The organism is Nonomuraea sp. NPDC049152 (genome assembly GCF_040648355.1).
Taxonomy (GTDB): Bacteria; Actinomycetota; Actinomycetes; order Streptosporangiales; family Streptosporangiaceae; genus Nonomuraea.
On the sequence record NZ_JBEZDO010000008.1, the window covers coordinates 1 to 17,189 of the forward strand.

Here is a 17,189-nt window from a genome sequence, read left to right on the forward strand (position 1 = left end):
AGCAACACGGTGAACATCGCCTGCACCGCGAGCGTCAGGCCCAAGGTGCCGGGCAGCGCCGACAGGAGGGTACGGCGGGACGCGCGCTGAAGGTCACGCAGCGAGTCGTCGAGCAACCGGAAGCGTTCGACGGTCCGGCCGCCGGCCCGCAGCACCGGCTGGGCCTGGAGATATTCGATGACTCGCCCGGTGGCCTCGTGCTCGCGCGCGGCGCGCTCCGCGTCGGCGGCGGCCATCGAGCGTCCCGTCCAGATCTGGATCGCCGCCACGATCGGTACGGCGGCCAGCGCGGCCAGCCCCAGGTGCCAGTTGAAGGCGAGCATCACGACGACGATCGTCAGGGGAGTCACACAGGCGGAGATGAACGGTGCCAGCAGGTGCGCGATCACGCTCATCGCCTGTAGGACGCCGGTGCCGGCCATGACGGACACCTCCCCGACGCGGCCCGCGCTGTACCAGCCGATGGGCAGCCGGGCCAGATGATCGCCGAGCCGGTAGTACATGCCGTGCAACAGCGTGGTTCCGGCGCGGAAACCGGACAGATCGCTGACGTAGCGCAGCGCCGCGTAGACCGCGACCGCGGCCCCGAACGCGATCAGCCAGGGCCGCGCGTCTCCGGGCGTGCTCCCGAACAGTGCCCGCAGCACCGGAACCAGCAGCGCGTAGGACAGACCCTCGACCACCGCGGTCGTCGTCATCAGGGCCACGGTGCGACGCACCGGCTGGGCGTACTCGTGTCCCAGCACGCGCAGCAGCATTCGAATCATCGGGGCTCGTCTCCTTGCAGGACGCCATCGTGGGTTTCGAGCTCGTCGGCGACCGCCGATCGGTGGGATCGCCAGAACGCGGCGAACTTCCCGTTCCGTTCCAGCAGCTCGGCGGGCCTGCCTCGCTCGGCGATCGCCCCGTTCTCCAGCATCACGACGGTGTCGGCGTCGGCGATCGTCTCCAGGCGATGGGCGATGACCAGGATCGTCCGATCGCCGTCCAGCGTCGCCAGGGCCCGGCGCACCGCCTGTTCGGTCCGCGGGTCGGCGAAGGCGGTCGCCTCGTCGAGCACAAGAACGGGTGCGTCGGCGAGCAGTGCGCGTGCGATCGAGATCCGCTGCGCCTCGCCACCCGACAGTCCGGCGTCTTCGCCGATCACCGTGTCGTATCCGCGCGGCAGCTCAAGAATTCGATCATGAATGTTCGCCAGCCGGGCCGCGCGAACCACCGCGTCGCGGTCGGCATGCGGTACCGCCAGCGCGATGTTGTCGGCGATCGACGCGCGTAGCAGGCGCACGTCCTGGAAGACGAAGGAGACCGTCTGGTAGAGCTCCCGGCTGCCGAGCCGGCGCAGATCGACACCGCCCAGGGTGACCGAACCGTGGGTGGGGTCGAAGAACCGCGGCAGCAGCTGAACCAGCGTGGACTTTCCGCTTCCCGACGGCCCGACGATCGCGGTGACCGTCCCGGGCTCGAGCACCAGGTCGATCCCGCGCAGCACCTCGTGATCGGCTTCGTAGCCGAATCGAACGTCACGCAGTTCCACCCGGTGCCCCCGTGGCGCGACCGGGTGCGCGGGCTCCGGCAGCGACGGAACCGCGAGCACGTCCCGGATCCGGCCGACCGCGCGCCGGGCGGCCTGCAGCTCGTCGAAGCCGTGGCCTAGAGCCGCCAGCGGAGCGGTCAGTCCCAGTCCGAGCAGCACGAAGGGCAGCAGGTCGGCCGGGGCCATGCCACCGGTCGTGATCAGAGCCGCACCGCCGATCAGCACGGCCAGCAGGACGAACGGCGGCGACAGCGCCACCTGCATCCCCGCGGCGATCCCGGAGAGACCGCGCACCATCCGGTAGAAGCTGCTGACGAAATCGTCTGTGGCCGCGCGGAATCTACGGTGGGCGCGCCCGGATCCGCCGAACGCCTTGACCACCGCGATGCCCTGCACGAACTCGACGACCGAACTCGAGATCCGGCCCATCGCCTCGTCGAAATTCTCCTGCTCGCGCAGCCGGGCCGGGGTCATCATCAGGGGGACCAGCGCCACTGCCACCACCACCGGGATCAGCGTGATCAGCGTGAGCCGCCAGTCGACGGTGAACAAGTAGATCAGCGACACCAGCGGCACCACGAACGCGGCGACGAGCTCGCCGGGGGTGTGGGCGATGAACGGGTGCACGGCACTCACGTCCTCTCCCACCACCTTCGCCAGCTCGCCGCTCCGGCGCCGGGAGAACCAGCCGATCGGTACGCGCCCCAGCCGTGCGGCCAGTCGCCGGCGAAACGCCAGTTGTACCTGGTCGTCGAGAAGGTGTCCGATTCCGTACGATGCGGCCGTGAACAGCAGTCGGACGAACAAGCCGACCGCTCCCACGATCACGACTATCCAGACATGATCGTGATCGATCGGGCCGGGCACCAGCAGCGTACGGCCCAGTTCGACGACCGCCAGCAACGGTGCCAGACCCGCGACAGCGCCGAACACCTGCAGGATCACAACGGCGGCGAAACTCCGGAGGTGCGGGCGTAGCAGCCCGGCCACGCTCTGTCCCGCCGTGGGATCGGCATCCGGTGGTGGTGTGGACCGCTCGCTCGCTTCGGCAAGGTCGGTGGTGGTCATCCCTCTCCCGTCTTCGTCGATCTCGTCGCGACCAGGCCCGCGGTCGAGCGGTGGTCGTCTTGCCTGGGCCGGCCCACCGACCGTGCCGGTCGACAGGTGGCCGCTCGTCGCCGTCGGTGTGGGCCCGCGCACGCGGCCGGGGCAGTACGGTGGCGGCCACATGCCCGGCTCCGCGCGCCGGGCATGCGGCCTGTTCCGTCCGGTCCCGGCTCAGCCTGGCCCCGGCCGCTCCAGCTCAGTGGATGCCGAGGACGCGGAAGAGCCCTCCAGGCGGCGCGCTCGGTCGTCGAACGCCTCGACCTGCGAGGCGTTCGCGACACGGGCGTCTCAGTTGCCGCACATCGCTTGCTGTTTGAAGGTCGACAGCGCGTCGTCGATGGGGTGGGGCTGCGGCTTACCCGACGCGTCCACCGTGTTCCACCTCACGAGGTTCACCGCGAAGGACATCTGCCGCTTGCCGTCGGCGCGGATCAGAGACATCGTTCCGGCCCCCCAGGCCGACCCGTCGTTACCCCAGAAGGTGCCGCAACCCGGGATCTTGAACTCGTGCAGACCGAGGCCATAGAGGATCTTCTGCCCGGACTGGCTGATGGCCGGGCCGGTGCGCTGCATCTGGGCCAGCGATGACGGCTTGACGATCTTGCCGTCGAGCAGCTTGCTGTAGAAGCGGTTGAGATCCTCCATGGTCGATACCAGCGAGGCCCCTATCCCTGTCCAGGACATGTCATAGACGCTGTAGTCGCGCGGCGGGTCGATCAAGCCGAAGAACGCCTCGTACATCCGCGGGTGCGGCCCCTTGATACGCGGCCCGGTCGGAAACATGGTGTGCTTGAGCCCGGCGCGTTTGATGACGTTCTCGGTGATGTACTTCTCAGCGGTGGTATCGGTCACCTTCTCCAGGAGCTCGCCGAGGATCAGGTAATTGGTGTTGGCGTACACCCCCGGCGAGCCTCCGGGCTTGCCGACGGCGGGCGCCTTGAGTCCCATTTCGATCAGCTCAGTCGGGGTAAACCGCCTGAACCGGTTGTCGTCCAGGCTCTTGGGCGACATATCCGGCAGAGAAGGAAACTTCTGGAGGGACGGGAACGCATAGGGGAGGTATTCGGCGATGCCGCTGGTGTGGTTGAGAAGCATCCGAACCGTGATCTTCTTGCCGCGTTCGCCCGGCACCAGCCGCGGCAGATAGCGGCCGATCGGCGCGTCGAGCTCGATTCGTCCCTTCTCGACCTGCTGCAGGACTGCGGCGGCGACGAAGGTCTTGACGAGGCTGCCGACGCGATGCAGCATGCCGGGCGTGACGGGACGGCCGGTCTTGAGATCGGCCACCCCGGAGGCGCCGCGCCAGACCTGGCCGTCAGAGCGCACCTCGGCGAACACACCGGGCATCCCCGCGCGGTGGACATCGTCCATGGCGGACTTCAGCGCCGCGGGATCGAAGCCGGTCATCGAGCTTGTGGCGCCGGCCAGCACGACTCCCGTCTCCTGTGGCGCGGGCACCGCCGTCACCATGCCCGCGCCGACACTCAGCACGGCCACGCTTGCACATGTCATCAGTCGGATCTTCAAGACATTTGTCCTCTCGTGATCAATGGGTACGACGGGGACTGTCCCCGTGCTTTCTGCCGCCCCCGCCTCACTCGGCCGGGGCGCGTTCGGTGTTTCCGCCGCTGTGACGTCTCGGCGGACAGGGTCGCCTGCGACCCGTGGCGGGTGCCGGATCGTCGGCGCAGCTCGGATGGTCAAGCCGAGGCGTCTTCCTGCTGTGGTGCTTCAACCGGTGGATCGCCGGTCGATCCGGGCGGGGAGCGGTTCGCGGTCATCGGCCGGTTCCGCCCGTGATGGTGGGCTGGTCCGGCGCAGGACGGTGAGGGCGACGAGGACGGCGGTGACCAGGAGCGCGGCGCCGAGGGTCAGGCCGAGCGCGTACCCGTCGTTGAGGGCCTCGGGTGTGACGATCGGGCCGGTGCGGTGGTGGGCCGCGGTGCCGAGGACGGCGAGTCCGAGTGAGGCGCCGATCTGCCGTGAGCTGTTGAGCAGGCCTGAGGCGATGCCGATCTCGTGGGGCGCGACGCCGGCGGTGGCGGTGGAGACGACCGGTCCGAGGCAGAGCCCGAAGCCGACGCTGGCGACGATCGAGGGCCCCAGGATGTCTGTGGTGAAGGCGCCATCGGGACTGATCAGGCTGAACCAGGCGAACCCGGTCGCGGTCAGGAGCCCGCCGATGACCAGAAGGGTGCGGGGGGCGAGACGATAGCCGAGTCTGACGGCGAGCACGGAGCCGGCGACCACTCCGAGGGCGAACGGCAGGAACATGATCCCGGTCAGCGCCGGCCCCGTCCCGAGGACTTGCTGGAGGTAGAGGGACACGAAGTAGAAGGCCGCGGCCATGGCCGCACCGACCAGGAGGTTGTAGGCGTTCGCACCGGCGACCGAGCGGTTGGCGAACAGCCCGAGCCGGATCAGCGGTTCGCGGGCGGTGGTCCGCTCGACGTGGACGAACGCGGCCAGCAGCGCGGCGGCGACCGCCAGGGTCGTCAGGGTGACCGGCGAGGTCCACGCGTACTGATCGGTGCGGACGACACCGAACACCAGCAGGGTCATGCCCGCCGTGACCAGGACGGCACCGAGCACGTCCGGACGGCCACCGCGAGCGGTCGGCGGGCCGTCGACGATGCCGCGCCAGGCAAGGGCCAGCGCGCAGGCGGCCATCGGCACGCTCACGAACATCACCCAGCGCCAGCTGACGTACTCGGTGAGCACGCCGCCGATCAGGACGCCGAGGGCGCCGCCGGCGGCGTTCATCGCGCTCCAGACGCCGAAGGCCCGAACGCGGGCCTTGCCCGTAGGGAACGTCGTGGTCAGCAGCGCCAGCGCGGCCGGAGCCAGCGCGGCGGCCCCGATGCCCTGTACGGCACGGGCGGCGACAAGATGGCCGGGTTCCAGGGCGAAGCCGCCGGCGAGGGAGGCGAGGCCGAACAGGCCGAGCCCGAACAGCAGGACCCGCCTGCGACCGTAGCGGTCGGCGGCCTTGCCGCCCAGGAGAAGCAGCCCGCCGAAGGTGAGCGCGTAGGCGTGGATCACCCAGGTCAGGCCCACCGCGCTGAAGCCGAGACCGGCGGCGATCTCCGGGAGGCCGACGTTCACGACCGACAGGTCCAGCGACACCATGAACTGCACGACGGCCACCACGGCGAGGACGGTCCCCGGCCGAGCACCCGGCTCGACGACCATGCTGCCGCCCGCTGATTCCCTGCCGGTCAACGCGACTCAGCCCGCTTGGCCGGTCTCGTCGCCGCGGACCCGCTCGTACCGGGTTCCGGCGCGAGGGGTGATGGCCGGCAGCTCTCTGGGCTCGTCTCGCGGGACTCGCCCTTGACTCGGATCGTGTGCATGCCGGACATCGTGGTCCTCGGGCCGGTCAGTGGTCGTCCTGCCCAGGGAGACTCCTCCGCCTGGCACCGGGGAAGTAGGACCCGCCCGACTACATCGTGGGGAGTAGTGATTTATTACGACAGGCTGCGGAGGACCCTCGGCGAAAAAGCCCCTAATCTACACAAATGACGTTCATGGACCGGTGGCGGCCGCTCGCCCAGGACGGCCTGCTCGCTGCGGTGATGGCCCTCCTTCTATCTGTCATCGTGTTCCAGACGCCGCGCGCGGGCATGCTGGATCTCGCGGCCGTCCTCGCCGGCTCGCTCGCGCTCGTCGCCTGTCGGCGGGCGCCTCTGGTGGCGTTGCTCGTCAGCACGGCCTGCATGCTCGCGGTCGTGGTGCATGTCCAGCCGGGCCCGCCGGCCACCTTTCCGGTGCTGGTGTCGGTGTTCGCCGCGGTCAGCGCCGGCCATCGGCTGGCCGCGGCGCTGGCGAGCGCGATCTTCCTGGGGGTCGACCTGATAGCGAACCTGCCTGGCGCCACCGGGTCCGTGCAGAGTCTCCAGGGCACCACACTGCTGCTCGGCTGGTTCGTGGCGGCCGGCGTGGCGGGGACGGTGACCCGGCACCGGCAGGCGTACCTGGAGGAGGCCGAACAGCGGGCCGCCGAGGCCGAGCGCACCCGCGAGGAGGCCGCCCTGCGCCGCGCGGGCGAGGAGCGGCTGCGCATCGCCAGGGAACTGCACGACTCGCTCACACACAGCATCTCGATCATCAAGGTCCAGGCCGGGGTGGCCGTCCACCTGGCACGCAGGCGCGGCGAGGACGTGCCTCCCGCGCTGCTGGCCATCGTGGATGCCAGCGGCGACGCCATGCGCGAGTTGCGCGCCACCCTGGAGGTGCTGCGCGACACCGACCGCTCCGACGCCGAGGCCCCGGCCAGTGGCCTCGACCGGCTCGACGACCTGGTGGAGCGGGCCCGCTCGACCGGGCTGTCGGCCACGGTGACGATCTCCGGGACGTGGCGGGAACTGCCGGCGGAGGTGGACCGGGCCGCGTACCGGATCGTCCAGGAAGCCCTCACCAACGTCTCCAGGCATGCCGGCGAGGCGGCCGCGGCGGTGCGCATCGACTACGCGGACCAGGAACTGGTCGTGCAGGTCGACGACGACGGCAAGGCCGACCCGGACGCGCCGCCGGTGCCCGGCACGGGTCTGCTCGGCATGCGCGAGCGCGTCGCGGCGCTCGGCGGCCGGCTGCGGGCCGAGCCCCGCCCCGAGGGCGGCTTCACCGTACGCGCCGAGCTTCCCCTGGGAGAATCATCGTGATCCGCGTGCTGCTCGTGGACGACCAGGCGCTCATTCGCGGCGGCTTCCGGGCCCTGCTGGAGATCGAGGACGACATCGAGGTGGTGGCCGAGGCCGCGAACGGCGAGCAGGGCGTCGCGCTCGCCCGCGAGCACCGGCCCGACGTCGTCCTCCTCGACATCCAGATGCCGGTGATGGACGGCATCGAGGCGACCAGGCTGATCGCCGCCGACGAGCGGCTGAGCGGCGTCCACGTCGTGATCCTCACCAACTACGGCCTCGACGAGTACGTCTTCAACGGGCTCCGCGCCGGCGCCTGCGGTTTCATGGTCAAGGACACCGAGCCCGCCGACCTGGTGCAGGGCGTCAGGGTCGCGGCCCGCGGCGACGCGCTGCTGTCCCCCGCGATCACCCGCCGCCTGATCGGCGAGTACGTCGCCCGCCGCCCCGAGCCCGCGGCCGAGGGGCTCGACGTGCTGACCAACCGCGAGCGCGAGGTCACCGCGCTGGTGGCCCGCGGCCTGTCCAACGACGAGATCGCCGCCCACATGGTGATCAGCCCGACCACCGCGAAGACGCACGTCAGCAGGGCGATGACCAAGCTGGGTGCCAGGGATCGCGCCCAGCTCGTGGTGTTCGCCTACGAATCCGGCCTCGTCAACCCACGGCGTGGCTGATCGGGTGCCGCTGGGACGGTGGGAGCCGGCCGAGCGGCACCGGCGGGCACCTGCCACATCAGCGATGCTTATCACCGGAGCAGTAATCATCGTTGGCGCTTAACCACCCTGCACCCGCAGGATGGTGCGCATGAGAATCGCCCTGGTCGCGGACCGGTCACCCAGCGTCCGCTCCCACACCCGCATCCCACAGATCCTCCAGGCACTGCGCGAACGCGAAGGTCTCGCGCTCGACGCCTACTGGATCGCCACCCCCGACGCCACCGACCTGGACGGCTTCGACGGCATCTGGGTCCTGCCCGGCAGCCCGTACATCAGCGAGGCCGGCGCGGTCGCCGCCGTCCGCACCGCCCGCGAGCGCGGCATCCCGTTCCTCGGCACCTGCGGCGGCTTCCAGCACGCTCTTCTCGAGTACGCCAGAGGCGTGCTCGGCCTCGACGTGGCCCACGCCGAGAACGACCCCGACGCCCGCGACTTCCTGCTGCTGCCGCTGGCGTGCTCGCTGGCCGGCCACGAGGGCCTGGTACGGCTGGCTCCCGGCTCCCTCGTCGAACAGATCATGGGCGTGCCCACGTCGGTGGAGAGCTACAACTGCTCCTTCGGCCTGAACGCCGGCTACGAGCAGCGGCTGGCCGACGGAGGTCTGGCCTTCACCGGCAGGGCCGACGACGGTACGGTCCGGGTGGCCGAACTCCCCGGGCACCCGTTCTTCCTGGCCACGCTCTTCCAGCCGGAGCTGCACGGGGACGCGAGCAAAGCGCATCCGATCATCACGGCGTTCGCCACCGCCGTCGCCGGCCGCGCGGTCAGCGGGCCGGCTCGACCAGGCGCAGTGACCACCGCATGAAGGCCCTGGCCACCTGACGCACCAGCCAGGCGAGCGGCAGCCGCAGCTCCGAGGTCGAGCAGGCGAGATGTCGATCTCATCAGGGGTTGGCGTGCGAGTGCGGCCTGAGCTGTGGCTGCGCGGGTCGGCATGCCGTCAAGCGGCGTCGAGGGCTTCGGCGATCTTGCGGGTCATGTCAGCCAGGGTGGGGCTGGGCTGGCCCTGGTGGGTGCGGGCGGCTGCTTCGATGGCGATGATGACGGTGCTGCGGAAGTTGTCGGCCTCTGCCGGGGCCTGCTTCTTGAGCAGGCTCATGGCTGCCGTCAGGGCCGGCAGCACCTCGTCGGCGAGTGCGGCCACGGACTTGCCGTTCAGGTTGATGTCCTTGGTCTTTTCGGCGAGCACGTGCCCGACCAGGCCGGTCGCAGACGCCAGGGCGATGGAGCCTTCGGTGGCGATCTTGTGGGGCGAGCCGGCGGCATCAGCGGCGGCCAGCAGCGAGACGGCGCCGTAGGCGGCGGTGCGCAGGGTGCGCTTGTCCTGGTCGGTAAGGGTGATGGACATGGTGGTGTGCTCCTTCACGTCTGTTACGAAAGTCAATGGAACGGACGGATGCGGAAATGCGGTCCTGTTGGCACCCTCGGGGATCTCGATTGCTGAGGTCGGGCCGCCCGAGGGGATCGCACCCTCGGGCAAGACCAAACCTCGCGACAACATCGACGGTTCGGCTGCCCGTCGGGTGTCGTGGGTTGAGGGCGGGCATACCGGGCGCGGGCGTACCGGGGACGTGGGCTCGGTGTCAGTCGTCGATCGCCTGGTAGAGCGTGGTCCAGAAGTCCTGGACTAGCCGTGCCGGGTCCGGGACGGACAGCCCGACCTGGGCGAGCAGGATGCCGGTGAGCTGGTTGTCCGGGTCGGCGTAGGTCGAGGTGCCGCTTCCGCCGTCCCAGCCGAACTGGCCGATCGGCGCATAATCGCCACGGTAGGTGCGCACCGCCATCCCCATGCCCCAGCCGCCCTGCTGCCCCTGGCCGAACGACACATGGACGCTGTTGACCGCCAGGGCGTGTCGGGTGGCCTGCTGCTCGGGTGTGAGGCAGTTGGTGGTCATCAGCTCCACGGCCGGCCGGGACAGGATCCGCTCGCTGCCGTGCATCCCGCCATTGAGCAGCATCTGGAAGTAGGCGTGGTAGTCATCGGCGGTGGAGACCAGCCCGCCGCCGCCACCCTGGAACGCCGGAGGCTGGCTCCACCGTCCCCCCTTGGCCTCGTCCCACACGTGGAACTCTCCGGTCTGCGGGTCGGGGGCATACAGGGTCGGCAGCCGGTCGATCTTGTCGTCGGGCACGTGGAAGGCGGTGTCCTTCATCCCCAGCGGATCGAAGATGCGCTCACGCAGAAACGCCTCAAACGACTGCCCCGTGACCCTGGCCACCAGCACGCCGAGCACATCGTGGCTGATCTGGTACTGCCAGCGCTCTCCGGGCTGGTACATCAGCGGAAGCGCGCCCAGGCGGCGCATCCACTCGTCCGGCTTGGGCATCGGCACCGGCAGATTGGGCGTGAGCCCCTGCTCGAAGATCGCGCCCATGATCGGAGTGCCCAGCGATGTCAGATCCATGCCGAGCCCGAAGGTGGAGGTCAGCAGGTCCCGGACGGTGATCGGCCGCCGCGCCGGCACGGTGTCGTCCAGCGGGCCGTCGATCTGCTTGAGCACCTGCCGGTCGGCGAGTTCGGGCAGCCACTGCTGTACCGGGTCATCCAGCCGCAGCCTGCACTCATCCAGCAGGACCATCGCCGCCGCCATCGCGACCGGCTTGGACGTGGACGCCATCCTGAAGATCGTGTCCCGGCGCATCGGGGCGCCACCGTCATGGCGCATCGTCCCGATCGCTTCGACGTGCGTCTCACCGCCCCGGCTGACCAGGGCGACAAGCCCGGGAATCTTCCCGGACTCGACATACCGCGCCAGCACCTCGCGCAGTCTGCGCAGCCCCGTTGCGGAGAAGCCGCTGTCGCTGTGTCCCATGATGAATCTCCTTGCGCACAGTGTTTCGGTCTTTGCGAGACCCGTCCCGGCGTGACGCTCATGGCCTCGGCGAGCTGGAGCTCGGTCATGGGGACTCCCTCTGCGGCGCCACCGGCACCCTCAAACGTTCGGGAATCCCTGAACGTCTGCGACAGTACATTGCGTTCATAAGTCAGTCAACAAGCAAAAGAGCCTATTTCGCCTGCTCTCTCCGACAGATGGGCAGGCATTGCAATGATTCTGATGCTGAATGCAATGGAAAGATCGGGATGAGGATTGCAATGGGCTGTGTGTGAATACATACTGTGCAGCGGGCGTGCGGGCGCAAAGCTCCGCGCATGTCGGCAGACAGGAGACGAGCACCGATGCCCGGAGGCAGACTCACCAATGAGGATCGTCAGCACATCGCTGCGGGTCTGGCCGCGGGTCTCGGATACGCGGAGATCGGCCGGCGTCTAGGGCGGCCCGCCTCGACCATCATGCGGGAGGTCACCCGGAACGGCGGACCCGACGATTACGGGGCGGACCGGGCGCACGAGAGCACACGGCAACGTGCGCGCCGGCACAAGCAGGCTCAGCCTCCGGCGCCGCCGATCCCCGACAGCGGCCATGGGCGTGACCCCCAAGCGGTGCGGGACTTCACGGAGTCCTTCACCGCTCTCCTCGTTCAGCAGGGGCTGCCCCGGATGGAGGCCAGGGTGCTGGCCTGCCTGTACATCACTGACCACGGCGCTCTCACCGCCGCTGACCTGGTCCAGCGGCTTCGCGTCAGCCCGGCGTCGGTCTCGCACGCCGTCGCCTTCCTCGAACAGCAGGGAATGGTCAGACGGGAACGGGTTCCCGGCGCGCGGCGCGAACGGTATGTCCTCGACGATGAGATCTGGCTCCCGTCTCTCCTTGCGGCTCTGCAGATGAACGACGCCCTGGCGGCCGCATCGCAGCGCGGAGCCGAGATTCTCGGGACCGCAACCCCGGCGGGCGCCCGCTTCGAGTCCTCCGCCGAACTTCTTCTCCTCGTGAGCGAGGCCTTCCGGCAGGTCATGGAGCAGTGGCGGCAGAGCCTGGCAGCCCGGAACGCCGGGCGATAGTCCGCCTGTTCTTCGGGCCGGCCGGGTCACGGCCAGGTCGGGGATGGCTACTGCGGAACTTCGCCGAAGATCATGCGGTGCCCGCGGGCTGTGTCCACGCATTCGCGGACCCGGTGGATCAGCCCGTCCCGGAGCTCGAAGACGAAGCAGTAGTCGTTGATGTAGTGGTTGCCGTTGGCGAGCGCCGCTGTCAAGGTCGCCTCGGGGTCCTCACGCAGTAGGCGCCGCTCAGCACGGGCCGGCACACTCTTCTCGCTCGGTGCTGATCACTGGTCGGCCGACGTCCTTGAGTCGGGGGGCCGCCGTGGCATCCGCCGGAAATCCACCACGTTCGCCCGACCTGCGATGATAACGGTCCGATGAAGGTAGACGGTGGGCGCGCAGTAGCGGTTAGTCGGTTGTGCCACGGTTCGGCACAATGACTGAGGTGAGAGTCGGATTGCTTGGACCGTTCGAGGTCCGGAACCGTGATGGGGCCGTGGTGGAGGTCCCTGGGATCCGGCTGCGCGCACTGCTGGCTGCACTCGCCCTCGAACCTGGCCGGATCGTCACGCGTGCGAGGCTGGTGGACTGGATCTGGGGGGAACGGCCGCCTGCGGACGAAGTGAATGCCGTGCAGGCGTTGGTGTCCAGGCTGCGCAGGGTGTTGCCGGACGGTGTGGTCGAGGCGGATTCCGGCGGGTACCGGCTGGCCGTGGCTCCTGATGCCGTGGACGTGTGCCGGTTCGAGCACCTGGTCGGTCAGGCCCGTGCCGCCGAGCCTGCGGCGCGGGCGGATCTGCTGCGCTCGGCCCTGGCCTTGTGGCGCGGTACGGCCATGGCGGACATCGCACTGCAGGACAGCGATGCGTTCGACGCCGCGGTCGCGCGTCTGGACGAACTCCACGTGGCCGCGCTCGGGGATCGGGTGGATGCGGATATTCGCCTCGGCCGTGGCTCGGAGTTGGTCTCCGAGCTGACGGAGCTGGTTGCCACGTATCCGCTGCGGGAGGGGTTCGTGGCGGCGTTGATGCGAGCGCTCGCCGAGGCGGGGCGTGGGACTGAGGCATTGACCCTGTACCAGCGGACGCGTGAGCGGCTCGCTGAGGAGCTGGGCGCCGATCCATCGGCCGAGCTCTCCGCGCTGCACACCGCGTTGTTGCGGGGTGAGCTGGGCGAGCGGGCGGAGAACCGCAGGACGAACCTGCGCGCCGAGCTCTCGAGTTTCGTCGGCAAGGACAATGACATCTCCGCGGTCGCCGTTCTGGCCATCGGGCACCGACTGGTCACCTTGAAGGGGGCGGGTGGCTCCGGCAAGACACGGCTGGCCACGGAGACCGCGCGGACGATGCTCGCCGATCTGCCGGATGGGGCGTGGCTGGTCGAATTGGCCTCGGTGCAGGCAGGCGGTGAGCTGGCGCAAGCCGCCCTTACCGCGATCGGCCTGCGTGACCAGGCATTGCTCGGTGATGCGCGGGGCGGGGAACCGATGGATCGGCTCATCGCCGCGCTCCGAGAGCGCGCGATGTTGCTGATCCTGGACAACTGCGAGCACGTGATCGAGGCGGCCGCGGCTTTCGCGGATCGACTTCTGGGGGAGTGCCGGAGGCTGCGGATCCTGGCCACGAGCAGGGAACCACTCGGTATCACCGGGGAGGTGCTGTGGCAGGTAGAGCCGCTCGCGCTGCCCGCGAAGGGAGCGGACCCCGCCGAGGTCGGGTCCTCGCCCGCGGTACGGCTGCTGCGGGACCGCGCGGATTTGGTGCGCAAGGACATCGGCTCCGACGCGCACACCTTGTCGGCCATGGCGCGGATCTGCCGGGCGCTCGACGGGGTGCCGCTGGCGATCGAACTGGCCGCGGCACGGCTGCGCACCATGTCCATCGATCAGCTGGCACATCGGCTCGATGACCGATTCCGTCTGTTGACCAGCGGCAGCCGTACGGCGCTGCCCCGGCAAAAGACGCTGCGCGCGCTCGTGGACTGGAGCTGGGATCTGTTGACCGAGGCCGAACGTAGTGTGCTGCGGCGGCTCTCGGTGTTCTCCGGCGGGGCGAGCCTGGAAGCGGCCGAACAGGTGTGCGGGGAGGAGGCGTTCGCCGGGGAGCAGGTGCTCGACCTGCTGACCGCGTTGGTCGAGAAGTCGCTGCTGCTCGTCGACGGCGAGGGCACGCCGCGCTACCGGATGCTCAACACCATCAGGGAGTACGCGGGACACCGGCTCGCCGAAGCCGGGGAAACCGAGCCGGCGCGCCGGGCGCACCTTGCTTATTTCACCGAGCTGGCCGAGACGGCCGATCCACACCTGCGTACGGCCGAGCAGCTGGAGTGGCTGGCCACGCTCGAGGCCGAGCACGACAACATCAGTGCGGCCCTGCGCGGGGCGATCGCCGAGGGATGGGCCCAGGAGGCGATGCGGCTGGTCGCGGCCGTGGGCTGGTACTACTTCCTCAGTGGGCGCCGGGGCGAGGGCACCGAGTTGAGCATCGCGGCGGCCTCGCTGCACGGTGAGGCGTCCGATGAGGTGCGGGCGATGGCATACGGCATCGTGTCAGTGTTCCTGACCTCCGGGCCCGGCCGCGATCAGTATCAGGCGCAGGAGTGGATCCACGAGGCGCACCGGCTCACCCAGCGCAACGGGTATCGCCACCCTGTACTCGGGTTCGTCGCGCCGCTGGAGCGGATGCTGCAGGAGCCGACGGACTTCCTGCCCGCGTTCGAGCCGCTCATCGCCGGCGACGATCCGTGGGTGCGCGCGCAGGCCAGGCTCACTCGTGGCCGATTGCGGCTCACGCTCGGCGGCGACGAGACTGACGTGGACAGCGACATCGAAACCGCCCTCACCGAGTTCCGCACGCTGGGTGACCGGTGGGGGATCTCGTTGGCGCTGACCTTCCTGGCCGATCGGCTCGCCACGCGCGGCGAGTTCGCACGCGCGTGTGAGCACTACGAAGAGGCGGTTGTGGCGCTGACCGAGGTAGGCGCGACCGAGGATGTGGTCGGCCTGCGGGCGCGGCAGGCTCAGCTGTACTGGCTGCTCGGCGATGAGCGATCCAGCACGTCCGCCATGGTCGAAGCGCAGCGGTGCGCGGACGGGATCGCCTGGCCGGACACGCTTGCCGAGCTGGCGCTTTCGAAGGCGCAGCTGGCGCGCAGGCGCGGCGAGCCGGACAAGGCACACCAGCACCTGGACACGGTGCGGGCGATGCTGGGCAACGAGGAACTGAACGACTTCCTCCGCGCCAGGGCCATGGACCTGTACGGCTACCTCACCGAGGATCTCGACAAGGCCCGCGCCCATCGGAGCGAGGCGTTCCGCGCGGCTGTGGAGTCGACGTATCCGCCGCTGATCGCCGAGGTGTTGATCGGGATCGCGGATCTCGCGCTGCGCCAGGGACAGTACGAGCAGGCCGTGCGATTGCTCGCGGCAAGCGACGGCGTGCGCGGTACGCCGGATCATTCGCAGCCGGACGCTCCCAGAATCGCCGCGGACGCGCGAAATCGCCTCGGTGAAATCGTGTTCACCGAGGCGACCCGTGCTGGTGAGCAGCTGGATTGGCGGGAACTGGCCGAGATCATCCTCGCTTCGTGAACGTCGCGCGCGCCCACAGGTAGCCGATCAACATGATCCCCACACACCAGGCGATCGCCGTGATGGCCGAGCTCGCCGACGGCGCGCCGGTCAGCAGCCCGCGCAGGGCTTCGATGATCGAGGTGAACGGTTGGTACTCGGCGAACTGGCGCGCACCCGCCCCCATCTTGTCAGCCGGCACGAACGCGCTGCTCAGGAAGGGAAGGAGCATCAGCGGGACACCGATGAGGCCCGCGCTTTCCGGCGACTTGGCCGCGAGACCGAACGCGATGGTCAGCCAGCCGATCGCCAGTACCGCCAACGCGATGATGCCGATTACGCCGAGCCACTGCGTGAAACTCGCCGATGGTCGGAACCCCATCAGGAACGAGACCCCGATGATGAGCGCGATGGCCACCAGGCTCCGTAGCATGGTCGCGATCACGTGCGCGTTCAGCACCGCGCCCCGCGACACCTGCATGACGCGAAGCCGGTTGATGAATCCGGTCGTCATATCGGAATTCACCGCGATCGCGGTGGGGCTGATCCCGTAGCAGATGGTCGTAATGATCAACCCTGGCGTCGCGTAATCGGCATAGCTGACGCCGACGCTGAACGCGTCGCCGAGGATGTACACCATCAGGAACATCAGGACGAGCGGCATGATGATGCCGTTGAACAGTGCCAGCGGATTTCGCATCGTGTGCCGGAAGTTGCGCCGCAACATGGTCGCGGAATCTGAGATGGCATTCATCGTGCACTGACCTCCTTGTTTCCGTGACCGGTGAGGGCGAGGAAGACGTCATCCAGGTCCGGTGTATGCACCGACAGTTCCTCGGCTTCTACGGAATGCGCGTCGAGCCGATCGAGCAGCGCGCGTAGCGACCTCACCCCGCCGTCGCCGGGTACACGCAAGGTCAGCTCCTCGTCGTCCCTCGTGGACTCCTGCAGGACCCGTGCCGCGGCGTCGAACGCGTGCCGATCGGTGAACCGCAGCCGGACATGGCTGCCGGGAACCCGGCGCTTGAGCTCATCGGCGGTGCCCTCGGCGACCAGTCGGCCCTGATCGAGTACGGCGATGCGGTCGGCGAGTTGGTCGGCCTCCTCGAGATACTGGGTGGTGAGGAAGATGGTCGTGCCGTCGGCGACCAGTTCCCGGATGATCTCCCACATGGTGCGGCGGCTGCGCGGGTCGAGTCCCGTCGTGGGCTCGTCCAGGAAAATGATCCGCGGCTTGCCGACCAGCGTCATGGCGAGGTCCAGCTTGCGGCGCATGCCGCCGGAGTAGGACGCCGCCAGTTTGCTCGCCGCTTCGACCAGGTCGAACCGGTCGAGCAACCGGTCGGCGATCTGCTTGCCCTCTGACTTGGGCAGGTGCAGGAGATCCGCCATCAGCAGCAGGTTCTCCTCGCCGGTGAGCAACTCGTCCACCGAAGCGAACTGCCCGGTGACCCCGATCGCCGCGCGCACCGCCTTGGTTTCCGTGGCCACGTCGTACCCGGCGACAACCACCTTCCCGGCGTCGGGGGCCAGCAGCGTGGTCAACACGTTCACCGTCGTGGTCTTCCCGGCGCCGTTGGGCCCGAGCAAGGCGAAGATCGTGCCGGCCCGGACATCCAGGTCGATGCCGTCAAGCACGGTCTTGTCTTTGTATGCCTTTCGCAGGCCCGAGGCCGCAATGGCTGAACCGTTCATGGCGTCCACGATCGTCGACCGCTCTGATACCGGGCCGTTGCCG

Annotated in this window: 14 protein-coding genes and 1 pseudogene; 6 read left to right on the top strand and 9 right to left on the bottom strand. The window is 69.1% G+C overall.

The window, feature by feature from the left end; all coding sequences use genetic code 11:
• From AB0B45_RS16500 to AB0B45_RS16515, 4 genes are all read right to left on the bottom strand, one after another.
• Positions 1–767, bottom strand: a 767-nt coding sequence (locus tag AB0B45_RS16500) for an ABC transporter transmembrane domain-containing protein (RefSeq protein WP_358131099.1), incomplete at its 3' end; no start/stop codon positions are given.
• Entirely contained in the window at positions 764–2,602 is a 1,839-nt protein-coding gene (locus AB0B45_RS16505) for an ABC transporter ATP-binding protein (protein ID WP_358131101.1), read from the bottom strand. The genes AB0B45_RS16500 and AB0B45_RS16505, both read right to left, overlap by 4 nt.
• Positions 2,603–2,929: 327 nt before the next feature.
• Positions 2,930–4,168: a serine hydrolase domain-containing protein gene (locus AB0B45_RS16510; RefSeq protein ID WP_358131103.1), complete on the bottom strand. Its 1,239-nt coding sequence runs from the start codon at positions 4,166–4,168 to the stop codon at positions 2,930–2,932.
• A 204-nt stretch (positions 4,169–4,372) separates the two neighbouring features.
• Entirely contained in the window at positions 4,373–5,863 is a 1,491-nt protein-coding gene (locus AB0B45_RS16515; protein WP_358131104.1) for an MFS transporter, read from the bottom strand.
• A gap of 296 nt (positions 5,864–6,159) precedes the next feature.
• On the opposite strand from AB0B45_RS16515, the gene AB0B45_RS16520 reads away from it, so the two are divergent.
• The 3 genes from AB0B45_RS16520 (at position 6,160) to AB0B45_RS16530 (ending at position 8,805) form a co-directional block, all read left to right on the top strand.
• Positions 6,160–7,302, top strand: coding sequence for a sensor histidine kinase (locus AB0B45_RS16520; RefSeq protein WP_358131106.1), 1,143 nt, complete (start codon positions 6,160–6,162; stop codon positions 7,300–7,302).
• Positions 7,299–7,958 (top strand): response regulator transcription factor, encoded by a 660-nt coding sequence (locus tag AB0B45_RS16525; RefSeq protein ID WP_358131109.1) that lies wholly within the window; start codon positions 7,299–7,301, stop codon positions 7,956–7,958. The genes AB0B45_RS16520 and AB0B45_RS16525 overlap by 4 nt, the downstream gene beginning before the upstream one ends.
• Before the next feature lie 130 nt (positions 7,959–8,088).
• The gene (locus AB0B45_RS16530) at positions 8,089–8,805 is read left to right on the top strand and encodes a gamma-glutamyl-gamma-aminobutyrate hydrolase family protein (RefSeq protein WP_358131112.1); all 717 of its coding nucleotides are present in this window, start codon (positions 8,089–8,091) and stop codon (positions 8,803–8,805) included.
• Between the two features lie 135 nt (positions 8,806–8,940).
• Here the strand turns inward: AB0B45_RS16530 and AB0B45_RS16535 are convergent, their stop codons facing one another.
• Together AB0B45_RS16535 and AB0B45_RS16540 are read right to left on the bottom strand one after the other, a co-directional pair.
• Positions 8,941–9,366: a hypothetical protein gene (locus AB0B45_RS16535; RefSeq protein ID WP_358131115.1), complete on the bottom strand. Its 426-nt coding sequence runs from the start codon at positions 9,364–9,366 to the stop codon at positions 8,941–8,943.
• A 217-nt stretch (positions 9,367–9,583) separates the two neighbouring features.
• Positions 9,584–10,813: a serine hydrolase domain-containing protein gene (locus AB0B45_RS16540; RefSeq protein WP_358131117.1), complete on the bottom strand. Its 1,230-nt coding sequence runs from the start codon at positions 10,811–10,813 to the stop codon at positions 9,584–9,586.
• Positions 10,814–11,178: 365 nt separating this feature from the next.
• Between AB0B45_RS16540 and AB0B45_RS16545 the strand changes: the two are divergent.
• Together AB0B45_RS16545 and AB0B45_RS16550 are read left to right on the top strand one after the other, a co-directional pair.
• A pseudogene (locus AB0B45_RS16545) lies at positions 11,179–11,301 on the top strand (helix-turn-helix domain-containing protein); the annotation flags it as partial.
• Between the two features lie 141 nt (positions 11,302–11,442).
• Positions 11,443–11,901, top strand: coding sequence for a helix-turn-helix domain-containing protein (locus AB0B45_RS16550; RefSeq protein ID WP_358131693.1), 459 nt, complete (start codon positions 11,443–11,445; stop codon positions 11,899–11,901).
• 47 nt (positions 11,902–11,948) lie between these two features.
• On the opposite strand, the gene AB0B45_RS16555 is transcribed toward AB0B45_RS16550, so the two are convergent.
• Entirely contained in the window at positions 11,949–12,146 is a 198-nt protein-coding gene (locus tag AB0B45_RS16555) for a hypothetical protein (RefSeq protein WP_358131119.1), read from the bottom strand.
• Positions 12,147–12,319: 173 nt separating this feature from the next.
• Between AB0B45_RS16555 and AB0B45_RS16560 the strand changes: the two genes are divergently transcribed.
• Positions 12,320–15,472, top strand: coding sequence for a BTAD domain-containing putative transcriptional regulator (locus tag AB0B45_RS16560; RefSeq protein WP_358131122.1), 3,153 nt, complete (start codon positions 12,320–12,322; stop codon positions 15,470–15,472).
• Here AB0B45_RS16560 and AB0B45_RS16565 read toward each other — a convergent pair.
• Together AB0B45_RS16565 and AB0B45_RS16570 are read right to left on the bottom strand one after the other, a co-directional pair.
• Positions 15,456–16,205: an ABC transporter permease gene (locus tag AB0B45_RS16565; protein ID WP_358131124.1), complete on the bottom strand. Its 750-nt coding sequence runs from the start codon at positions 16,203–16,205 to the stop codon at positions 15,456–15,458. The two genes, AB0B45_RS16560 and AB0B45_RS16565, sit on opposite strands and share 17 nt — an antisense overlap.
• The gene (locus AB0B45_RS16570) at positions 16,202–17,146 is read right to left on the bottom strand and encodes an ATP-binding cassette domain-containing protein (protein WP_358131695.1); all 945 of its coding nucleotides are present in this window, start codon (positions 17,144–17,146) and stop codon (positions 16,202–16,204) included. Before AB0B45_RS16570 ends, AB0B45_RS16565 begins: the two co-directional genes overlap by 4 nt.
• Positions 17,147–17,189: the final 43 nt, after the last annotated feature.